The organism is Pseudomonas sp. UBA5706, assembly GCF_002419965.1.
In the GTDB taxonomy this organism is placed as follows: domain Bacteria; phylum Pseudomonadota; class Gammaproteobacteria; order Pseudomonadales; family Pseudomonadaceae; genus Aquipseudomonas.
On sequence record NZ_DIHC01000026.1, the window covers coordinates 124,510 to 134,487 of the forward strand.

The window sequence follows — 9,978 nt, forward strand, 5'->3', positions numbered from 1 at the left end:
GACGCTCAGTGCTTCGGGTAACGCTCATGCATCTGCCCTAACAGCACGTCCTTGTCTTCCCACAGGCGGTTGATCCACTGCTGAAACTCGGCTCGGTACGCAGCGTCCTGGTCATAACTCTTGCCAATGAACTGCGCAGGGATCGGCACTTGCTCAAAATGCGCAACCACCTCGCGAACCCTTCCACATAGCAAGTCCCAGTATCCCGGCTGACCGGCGGGGTAGTGAATGGTCACGTTGACGATGGATTCCAGCTGCTCGCCCATGGCGTCCAGCACGAAGGCAATGCCGCCGGCCTTGGGTTTGAGCAGGTAGCGAAACGGTGAGGCCTGATGGGCGTGTTTGCCTTTGGTGAAGCGCGTGCCCTCTGCGAAGTTGAAGATGCCTACCGGGTTGTTGCGAAACTTCGCGCAGGTGCGGCGGGTGGTTTCCAGATCCTTGCCTTTCTTTTCCGGGTGCTTGGCCAGATAGGCCTTGCTGTAACGCTTCATGAACGGAAAGCCCAACGCCCACCATGCGAGACCGATCACCGGCACCCAGATCAGCTCCTGCTTCAGAAAGAATTTCAACGGACGAATGCGCCGGTTCAGCATGTATTGCAAAACCATGATGTCCACCCAGCTCTGGTGGTTGCTGGTCACCAGGTATGAGTGCTGGTAATCCAGACTCTCAAGGCCACTGAGGTGCCAGCGAGTGTGGCCAAGCAGGTTCATCCAGGCGTTGTTGTTGCTGATCCAGGCTTCGTGGATATGGCTCATCAGCCAGTCGGTGAGCTTCTGCGCAGCGGGGAAGGGCAGGCATAGCTTGAAGATTGCGACAATGAACAGCGGCGTGCAGCAGACAATCGTATTGAGCGCCAACAGCAGCGAGGCAATGACGCCGCGCAAGGGGGCAGGCAGCAAATCCATGGGGGGCGAACTCCGAAGATCAAGCAGCCGCCGGTGGGTGCCGGCGGCATTATGGTGGGTGAAGGCCAATGCAAGGCGACTTTACCGAGGCATGGTCGCCGCCTGAATCGCGGTGAGGGCGATGGTGTAGACGATGTCGTCGACCTGAGCCCCGCGCGGCAGATCGTTGACCGGCTTGCGCAGGCCTTGCAGCATCGGCCCCAGGCTCACGCAGTCGGCGCTGCGCTGCACGGCCTTGTAGGTGGTATTGCCGGTGTTGAGATCAGGGAAGACAAACACGTTGGCGCGGCCAGCGACCGGGCTGTCCGGGGCCAGTTGCCGGGCCACATTCTCGTTTGCCGCCGCGTCGTATTGCAGCGGTCCGTCGATCAGCAGGCCGCGTTGGGTTTCCTGTGCCAGCTGCGTGGCCTCGCGAACCTTTTCCACTTCCTCACCACTGGCCGAGTTGCCGCTGGAGTAGCTGATCATCGCCACCCGTGGTGACAGCCCGAAGGCAATCGCCGAATCAGCGCTCTGCACGGCGATTTCCGCCAGCTCCTGAGCCGTCGGATGGGGATTCATGATGCAGTCGCCATAGACCAGCACCTGCTCGGGGAACAGCATGAAAAACACCGAGGACACCAGGGTGCAGCCCGGCGCGGTCTTGATCAGTTGCAGGGCCGGACGAATGGTGTTTGCGGTGGAGTGAATGACCCCGGAGACCAAGCCGTCGACCTCATCGAGCGCCAGCATCATGGTGCCGATCACCACCGGATCTTCAAGTTGCTGCTCGGCCATTGGCGCGTTAAGGCTTTTGCTTCTGCGCAGCTCGACCATCGGTCCTATGTAACGCTCGCGGACCTCATCCGGGTCGAGGATTTCCAATCCCGGCGGTAACTCGATGCCTTGGGCGCGGGCGACTGCGTGAACGTCTTCAGGCTTGGCCAGCAACACGCAACGCGCAATGCCACGGGCCTGACAGATCGCCGCAGCCTGCACGGTAAGTGGCTCTGCACCTTCAGGCAGGACGATGCGCTTGTTCACCGCTTGCGCCCGCTGGATCAGTTGATAGCGGAACACCGCCGGGGACAGGCGCATTTCGCGAGGCGTGCCACAGCGCTGATGCAGCCAGTTGGCGTCCAGATGACTGGCGACGAAATCGGTAATGATTTCCGCACGTTCGCGGTCGTCGATCGGGATTTCCTTGTTCAACTGATTAAGCTGGTTGGCCGTGTCGTACGACCCTGTGCTGACCGATAGCACGGGCAGCCCGGCCTGCAAGGCGCCACGGCACAAGTCCATGATTCGCGGGTCGGGCAGGGTATCGCTGGTCAACAACAGACCCGCCAGTGGCACGCCGTTCATGGTTGCCAGGCTCACGGCGAGAATGATGTCGTCGCGATCGCCCGGGGTGACCACCAGTACTCCCGGCTTGAGCAACTGCAGGGTATTGAGCACGGTGCGCGCGCAGATGATGATTTTCGACATGCGCCGCTGTTCGTAGTCGCCAGCGTTGATGACCTGCGCACCCAGCAGGTCGGCGACGTCCCGGGTACGCGGGGCATTCAGATCCGCCTGGAACGGTATGCAGCCCAGCAGACGAAAATCGCCGCTGCGCAATAACGGAGAGTGCTCTTTAAGCCGCGCCGAAAAGGCTTCCATGCTTTCATCGGTGCGCACTTTGTTGAGGATCACCCCCAGCACCTTTGGGTCTTTCGGGCCGCCGAACATCTGTGCCTGCAATTCGACGCGGCCAGACAGCTCGGTGAGCACCTCGTTTTCCGGCGCCGAGACCAGGATCACTTCGGCGTCCAGCGCCTTGGCCATGTGCAGGTTGACCCGCGCGGCGTAACTGGCGCTGCGGGTCGGAACCATGCCTTCAACGATCAGCACATCGCGGCCAACCGATGCCTGTTGATACAGGTTGATGATTTCTTCCAGCAGTTCATCCAGTTGCCCCTCACCGAGCATGCGCTCGACATGGGCCAAGGCCAGCGGTTTGGGCGGCTTGAGGCCGTGAGTGCGGGCGATCAGTTCGGTCGAACGCTCGGGCCCGAGGTCGCCGGGGTGAGGCTGGGCGATGGGTTTGAAAAAGCCGACTTTAAGTCCGGCGCGCTCCAGGGTGCGCACCAGCCCCAGGCTGATGGACGTCAAACCCACACCGAAGTCTGTGGGCGCGATAAAAAAAGTCTGCATGCGGGCTTCTCAATGGTGAGCGTGCAAAGGCCCCGGTGTGGTGACGTACGAAAAGCGGCTGCGCTCGCCCATGCTGCGTTAAGGCAGGCTCAAGCTTCGCTCGACAACGTTTCATACGAACCCCAATCAGCCAGTGGACCGGATAAAACAGGACGCTGTTCAGTCGCAGCGTCTCAACGGGGCACAAGGTTATCGCTATCTGCCCTCTGCGCGCACCAGCCACAGTGAAACGAGCGACCTATTTTTTCCTGTCGCTGGCGTGCATCGAGCACCCATGCCCGGGACTACCAGGGTGGTTGATGGCGCAGGTGCTGGGTATGACCGCAGGAGAGTCGAGCGACCCAATGACCGTCTTCGTCACAATGAAAGGCGGTAATCGTGATGTCGCTTTGAGGCTCAATGGGTTCGTGCAAGCGGGGCCGTCCGTCTGAGTTGCGTTCGCTTTCGCGCGAGTGCTTGGTTAGACTGGTTCGCTCATATCTCTATTTGCAAAAGGTCTTGCCCCATGCCGATCGCCGCCAACAAGGCTGTCTCCATTGACTATACCCTGACCAATGACGCTGGTGAGGTCATCGACAGTTCTGCCGGCGGCGCGCCGCTGGTTTACCTGCAAGGTGCAGGTAACATCATTCCGGGTCTGGAAAAGGCACTGGAAGGCAAAGACATCGGTGATGAACTGAAAGTCGCCATCGAGCCCGAAGACGCCTACGGCGAATACTCGGCCGAGCTGGTCAGCACCCTGAACCGCAGCATGTTCGAAGGTGTCGACGAACTGGAAGTCGGCATGCAGTTCCACGCTTCCGCCCCGGACGGCCAGATGCAGATTGTCACCATCCGCGACTTGGACGGCGACGATGTGACAGTCGATGGCAACCACCCGCTGGCCGGTCAACGCCTGAATTTCCAGGTCAAGATCGTGGCCATCCGTGATGCCAGCGAGGAAGAACTCGCCCATGGCCACGTACATGGCGAAGGTGGTCATCACCACTGATTTGTCCTGCTAAGCTGAAGTGAGCTGGCAAGGCGTCCTCGCGGGCTTCGTGAAACTGTTTTGTTTTCACGGCCTGTCAGGGCGCTTTTTTCGGCCTATGATTTTTGTATGCAGAGCAGGGGAGCTTCGTCATGAGTGTATTTCACAAGCTGAAATTAAAAGCTCTGGATGGCCAAGAACTGCCTCTCGCACCCCTAAAGGGCAAAGTGGTGCTGGTGGTCAATGTGGCCTCCAAATGCGGTCTTACGCCGCAATATGCCGCGCTCGAAAGGCTCTATCAGCAATACAAAGACAGGGGCTTCAGCGTCCTGGGCCTGCCTTGTAACCAGTTCGCGGCACAGGAACCCGGTTCGCAGGAGCAGATTCAGCAATTCTGCTCGCTGAACTACGGAGTCACGTTCCCACTGGGCGACAAGCTCGAAGTGAACGGCCCTCATCGTCACCGGCTATATCAGATTCTGGCGGGCGAAGGCGCTGAATTTCCGGGGGACATCACCTGGAATTTCGAGAAGTTTCTTGTGGGGCAGGATGGCCGCGTCCTTGCGCGTTTCTCGCCGCGTACCACGCCGGATGATCCTTCGGTGATCCAGGCGATCGAAAAGGCGCTGCGCTGATTCCAACCCGCCTGCCCGGCACGCCCACCTTCGGTTTTTGAACGCTGACCTCAGGGCGATCAAGGCCCCGTCACAACGGGCAAAGCATGGCTTTCTCATTTAGCGCTACCGCTCGAAGCGATCCCCACCGCCGGGACGTGCACGTCAGAGTGTCTTGCCAGCCAGCGGTCATCCAAGGCTTTCCCTCGCTTTAAACGTTAATCACCCAAATCAATAGTGCTGTGCATCGTGCGCCAGGCGGCCCATTCTGTGGGTTTGATTTTCCCTATCGTCGAGGACGTTGCATGCCGGTCAAAGCCTTGTTCAAACCCTTTCATCTGGGCAGCCTGGAGCTAACGACGCGGGTGGTGATGGCACCGATGACGCGTTCTTTCTCGCCAGGCGGTGTGCCCAATGCACAAGTTATCGAGTATTACCGTCGCCGCGCTGCCGCAGGTGTTGGCCTGATCATCACCGAAGGCACCACGGTCGGTCATAAGGCGTCCAATGGATATCCCGCTGTTCCGCAGTTCTTCGGCGAAGCCGCATTGGCAGGCTGGAAGAAGGTGGTCGAAGCCGTTCATCGCGAGGGCGGCAAAATCGTCCCCCAGCTATGGCACGTGGGCGCTGTGCGTCGGCTCGGTACCGAGCCCGATGGCAGCGTGCCGGCTTACGGTCCGACTGAAAAACTCAAGGACGGCAACGTCGTGGTTCACGGCATGAGCAAACAGGACATTGCCGACGTTATCGCGGCATTTGCTCAAGCCGCCAGAGACGCACAAGCCATCGGCATGGATGGCGTAGAGATTCACGGCGCACATGGCTACATCGTTGATCAGTTTTTCTGGGAGGGCACTAACCAGCGCGTCGATGAATACGGCGGTGATCTGGCCCGCCGTTCTCGTTTTGCCATCGAGTTGATTCAGGCCGTGCGCGCAGCCGTCGGCCCCGATTACCCGATCATCTTCCGGTATTCGCAGTGGAAGCAGCAGGACTACAGCGCGCGGCTGGTGCAAACGCCAGAGGAATTGGGCGCCTTCCTCAAGCCGCTTTCAGACGCAGGGGTGGACATTTTCCATTGCTCGACGCGTCGTTTTTGGGAGCCAGAGTTCGAAGGTTCCGATCTGAATCTGGCAGGCTGGACGCGCAAGCTGACCGGTAAACCGACCATCACTGTCGGCAGCGTCGGTCTGGACGGTGAGTTTTTGCAGTTCATGGTCAATACGGACAAGGTCGCGCAGCCAGCCAGCCTGGAAAATCTGCTCAAACGCCTGAATGCTGAGGAATTCGATCTGGTGGCGGTAGGTCGCGCGCTGTTGGTCGATCCGGACTGGGCTTTGAAAGTGCGTGACGGTCGCGAAGGCGACATTTTGCCGTTCAGCCGCGATGCGTTGGGTAAGTTGGAGTAAGGGATTGGCGTTTCGCCCTGTGGTTTGGCTCTGTGAGCGTGAGGTTGTTCACGGATGCGGCAGACCCGTTACCACGGTGTCACTGACATTATGCTTTCGCGAGGCTCGCTGGCGTCTCGCAGGTGACGCTCAAAGGCATCGATGACTTGCGCCCAGCCTTGGTGCCCGGCGTGCTGTCGGGCATTCAAACGCACACGGCGCAGCGTTTCATCGTCCTCCAGCATCCAGCGCGCGGCATCGATGAAGCCCTCTTCATCCCCCGGCATGGCCACCACACCGTTGTGACCGTGGCGAATGTGCTGGCTCGCCGCCGCTTCGTCATAGGCAACTACGCCTAGCCCCGAGGCCAGCGCTTCAAGGACGACATTGCCGAACGTCTCGGTCATGCTCGGAAACAGAAACAGATCCCCCGACGCATAGTGGGCCGCAAGGGCTTCGCCACGCTGAGTACCGCAGAAGAATGCATCAGGCAATTGCCGTTGCAACGTTGCTTGCACCGGGCCATCGCCGACAATGACCAGCTTCAGGCGCTTGCGAGGATAGGCGGCAGTCAAGGTGTCGAAGGTGGTTTTGAGCAAGCCCAGGTTCTTTTCCGGCGCCAGCCGTCCCACGTGCAGAACGGCTGTATCGCAAGGCCCCAGCCCCCACTGCTCGCGCAGTACGCTCGAACGTCTGGAAGGATGAAACAGCTGACAGTCCACCCCTCGCGCTAACAGCTCAAGGCGTTCGAAGCCCCGTCGCGCCAGTTCGGTCTTCTGGCTCACGCTTGGCACGAGCGTTGAGTTGGAGCGGTTGTGAAACCAGCGCAGATATGACGTCAGCAGTCGGGTCATGAGGCCCAGCCCGTACTGCTCCATGTACTGCTGGAAGTGGGTGTGAAAACCGCTGACGATCGCGATCCGCAGCCGCCGCGCCGCCCTCAACGCCGCCAGCCCCAATGGCCCTTCGGTGGCGATATACAGCACATCCGGCCGATTGCGCTGCCAACGGCGCAACAGTTTGTGCATCGACAACTGGCCCCATTGCAACCCCGGATACCCCGGGATCGGCCAGCCGCGACATAACATCAAGTCATCCCCGCAGGCATGCGACTCATCTTCGCTTTGTCGCGGCCGAACCACCTCTACCCGATGCCCCCGAAGCCGCAACCCGTCGCACAGCCTGCTCAGCGTATTGGCCACGCCGTTGATTTCAGGTGCGTAGGTTTCGGTAATGAGGGTGACGTGGAAGGATTTATTCATGACAGCGAGTTTCAGATGAAAGCATTGCGCTCGTGTTGCGACTCGGTGATGGATTTGTGACGGATGTATATGAGTGAGCGCAGGCGATGGGTTGAGCGAATAATTAATGTCTTACACGATCTCTAATAGGGTGTGATGCTTGTTGGGCAGGGATGTTCCTTGAGTGATCAGGGCAAGCTCATGCTGGTCAACCGGCATTTGTCCAATCCGAATAGGCATGTCTCCACTGACACACCGGGCAATGACGCACCCGGCAAAACGGACGTTTCGCAGACGTAGAGCTGTCAGCCATGTTGCGGAAGCAATGGTCTAACCACACAAAAGAACACCACCGCAATCGGCCATGCGAGCCGCGTACCGCTCAAATTTCCGCTGTAGCTTAGATACCACCCACATCGTCCGATTGGCTGCGGTGAACATCCCACAGGCATCCGTGGGCTGTACTCCGAAAGCCCGTCTCGGGGCTGCTTGTACACTTTCTGTCGTGTTTTGTATTTGCCTTTCTAGTTTCTTTTAGAAGTTTAAGTCTTTCGTTTTTCACATCAATTCTAGCTTTTAGCGTAGTCATTCAAGTCCTTAATACTTGGGTCTAGCCAAAGGTGAACGGCACGACAGCCGTGGCAGTACTCGACTTGGTTAAACTTACCAGGCTGCACTTTCTCAATGGCCACCCAGAAAGCTAGCGTTATGTCGTAATCCTGCCCTCGAAAATCGTTTAAAGTCTCAGGGTATTTACGGCCAGTGCCCTTGCCGATCCGCTTAAGCACCTGCCTGAAGCGCTTGTCAGTGATATGGCGGTGTCGTTCAAAGTCGCGCAACTCAGGGGACGTATCTGGCTGCGTCATTCTGGTTTCCTGCATCCGCAGTACATTTGGCTATTTGATGCTTTGGCCAAAAGACTATGGTTTGGGCCACCAAATATCAGGCATTGCACGTTAGAAACAGTTCCATATCTCTGGGAAGCATAAACGAACAAAGCTCCTCTATAGCGCTTATTTGCTCCGAAGTAAGCCGGTAGTCGTATACGTAATCATCGTCTTTTTCCCAACCCATTATCGTTTTAAGATCGTCGACAGAAACCAGAATCTCCTTTTCAAAGGATGCGAGATCCTCGCCATCATGAACTCCCATAATCACATGCTTCATGGTTCTACTCTCCTTGTCGGGTCTGCTGCTTTGTTTTGAATGCCAGTTTCGTGATCGAACTCGCCGAGGTGCTTTCCACGCTTATTGTATTTCTCAACTGCACCATGCTGAAAATCCCATTCGTAGATTGTTCCATCTCTGCTCTTCCAGCGTGGACGTAAGCTTCCTCCACCTTGAACTGAAGTTTTTGATCTGGCCCATTTGGCGTCCGGAAACGCTGGCAAAGATTCAGGTTTTGGATGATAGCCAGACCCCGACGCGCTCAGTGAGATGTAAATTGGGGCAATGCTCGGTTGGCTTGAAAACGAGATAATCGCGTCCTGGTAATCCGGCGGATACGCCGGATTAATCAGAATCTGCTCTGTTTTCGGGCCAGGTGGGTACACCCAAACCGCAGGCTTGAGCGTCACACCCTCGAGCGCCGGAATGCCCAGCATCGCATTGGAATCAGCCGCCGGTGTCCAGATGATTTCTATACCGTCGCCAAGATCCGCGACCAATGGTTCGCCGCGAGGCTCCGCCTTGATGACTGGCACGTTCTGCCAGTCCGATTTGCCACCAGTGTAGAACCCGTACAGGTCAACCGAACCGTCCGGCAGGTGCTTCATCGTCACCTGAGCACGGGTGTTGCCCTTGCTCAAATCGGCACATTGCTCGGACGAATAAAACGCGCTGTCCGGCGAGGTCGTGTTCGGGATCAACAAACTAACCGTGATTCCCATCGCGCCGGGCAATACTGCCGCCAGTGTTCCGCCCAATTGCTTCACCAGGGCCGTCGCGCTGCCAGAACCGCCGATCCATTCCAGCACCGTGGTTCCTGCAGAAGCCGCCCCAGCAGAACCCAGCACCGCATAGTTGCCGTACTGTTTCAACAACTCCACAGGGACAAAACCGCTGTGGTCTGTCACCCCGTCTGGCAAGGCGCAGGACTTCGCAAAAACGTACCCGTTCTGCTTTCCCTCCTCCCTATCCTGCATCCGCCTCTAGCCTTGGCTTTTCCAACCGGAGTGCGCGTTAATCGATGTTACAGGTGAGCTGGAAAATACTGCTGTTATCGTAAAACTGCCTACCCGCCACTTTCTCTATCGCGGCGACTTGGTTGGCACTCAAGTTATAACCTTCCTCGCCACGCGGAGTTGTTGCCCACCCCATAATTTCTGAGATCTGCGAGTCGCAACCTTCTGGTAGCTCAACTTCAAAAGCCAAAAATTCGGTTTCTTTATCGAACGCTTCAATAACGTATTTCAAGGCTCTACCTCTCGAGTACTGTCTGCATTTTTGGTTTGCTCACCTGTTTCTTGGTTAAATTCCCCTAGGTGTTTTCCGCGCTTGTTGTACTTCTCAACAGCTCCGTGTTGGCTATCCCACTCAAAGATCGTTCCGTCTTTTGTTTTCCATCTTTTACGTAGACCACCTCCGCCCTTCAAGGGAGTTTTCCGCGCTGTGATTTTGGCATCAGGAAAGGCTGATAACCCTCTCGGCGGTGGGTGGTAGCTAGGTTTTGTACGAAAAGTC

General features: G+C 57.5%; 11 protein-coding genes and 1 pseudogene. 3 read left to right on the plus strand and 9 right to left on the minus strand.

The genetic code is table 11. The features are described from left to right. Positions 1-5: 5 nt before the first annotated feature. From B3I26_RS12025 to B3I26_RS12035, 3 genes and pseudogenes are all read right to left on the minus strand, one after another. The gene (locus B3I26_RS12025; RefSeq protein WP_296257901.1) at positions 6-908 is read right to left on the minus strand and encodes an acyltransferase; all 903 of its coding nucleotides are present in this window, start codon (positions 906-908) and stop codon (positions 6-8) included. Between the two features lie 81 nt (positions 909-989). Next, entirely contained in the window at positions 990-3,083 is a 2,094-nt protein-coding gene (pta, locus tag B3I26_RS12030; RefSeq protein WP_296257902.1) for a phosphate acetyltransferase, read from the minus strand. A gap of 173 nt (positions 3,084-3,256) precedes the next feature. Further along, a pseudogene (locus tag B3I26_RS12035) lies at positions 3,257-3,590 on the minus strand (DUF3565 domain-containing protein). Between B3I26_RS12035 and B3I26_RS12040 the strand changes: the two are divergent. The 3 genes from B3I26_RS12040 (at position 3,589) to B3I26_RS12050 (ending at position 6,076) form a co-directional block, all read left to right on the plus strand. Then, complete coding sequence (locus B3I26_RS12040) at positions 3,589-4,074, plus strand: FKBP-type peptidyl-prolyl cis-trans isomerase (protein WP_296257903.1); 486 nt, start codon at positions 3,589-3,591, stop codon at positions 4,072-4,074. The pseudogene B3I26_RS12035 and the gene B3I26_RS12040 sit on opposite strands and share 2 nt — an antisense overlap. 131 nt (positions 4,075-4,205) lie before the next feature. Next, the gene (locus tag B3I26_RS12045) at positions 4,206-4,688 is read left to right on the plus strand and encodes a glutathione peroxidase (RefSeq protein WP_296257904.1); all 483 of its coding nucleotides are present in this window, start codon (positions 4,206-4,208) and stop codon (positions 4,686-4,688) included. Positions 4,689-4,972: 284 nt separating this feature from the next. Then, positions 4,973-6,076, plus strand: coding sequence for an NADH:flavin oxidoreductase (locus B3I26_RS12050; protein ID WP_296257905.1), 1,104 nt, complete (start codon positions 4,973-4,975; stop codon positions 6,074-6,076). A gap of 68 nt (positions 6,077-6,144) precedes the next feature. Here the strand turns inward: B3I26_RS12050 and B3I26_RS12055 are convergent, their stop codons facing one another. From B3I26_RS12055 to B3I26_RS12080, 6 genes are all read right to left on the minus strand, one after another. Beyond that, a complete protein-coding gene (locus B3I26_RS12055; protein ID WP_296257906.1) occupies positions 6,145-7,317 on the minus strand; it encodes a glycosyltransferase family 4 protein in 1,173 nt (390 codons plus the stop codon). A 548-nt stretch (positions 7,318-7,865) separates the two neighbouring features. Continuing rightward, positions 7,866-8,162 carry a hypothetical protein gene (locus B3I26_RS12060; protein ID WP_296257907.1) on the minus strand — a complete coding sequence of 99 codons (297 nt, stop codon included), beginning with the start codon at positions 8,160-8,162 and terminating at the stop codon, positions 7,866-7,868. 76 nt (positions 8,163-8,238) lie between these two features. Beyond that, positions 8,239-8,463: a DUF7683 domain-containing protein gene (locus tag B3I26_RS12065; protein WP_296257908.1), complete on the minus strand. Its 225-nt coding sequence runs from the start codon at positions 8,461-8,463 to the stop codon at positions 8,239-8,241. Next, positions 8,460-9,344 carry a colicin E3/pyocin S6 family cytotoxin gene (locus B3I26_RS12070; RefSeq protein ID WP_296257909.1) on the minus strand — a complete coding sequence of 295 codons (885 nt, stop codon included), beginning with the start codon at positions 9,342-9,344 and terminating at the stop codon, positions 8,460-8,462. Before B3I26_RS12070 ends, B3I26_RS12065 begins: the two co-directional genes overlap by 4 nt. Positions 9,345-9,477: 133 nt before the next feature. Beyond that, a complete protein-coding gene (locus B3I26_RS12075) occupies positions 9,478-9,711 on the minus strand; it encodes a DUF7683 domain-containing protein (protein ID WP_296257910.1) in 234 nt (77 codons plus the stop codon). Further along, on the minus strand, positions 9,708-9,978 hold a 271-nt coding region (locus B3I26_RS12080; protein ID WP_296257911.1), incomplete at its 5' end, for a colicin E3/pyocin S6 family cytotoxin. The genes B3I26_RS12075 and B3I26_RS12080, both read right to left, overlap by 4 nt.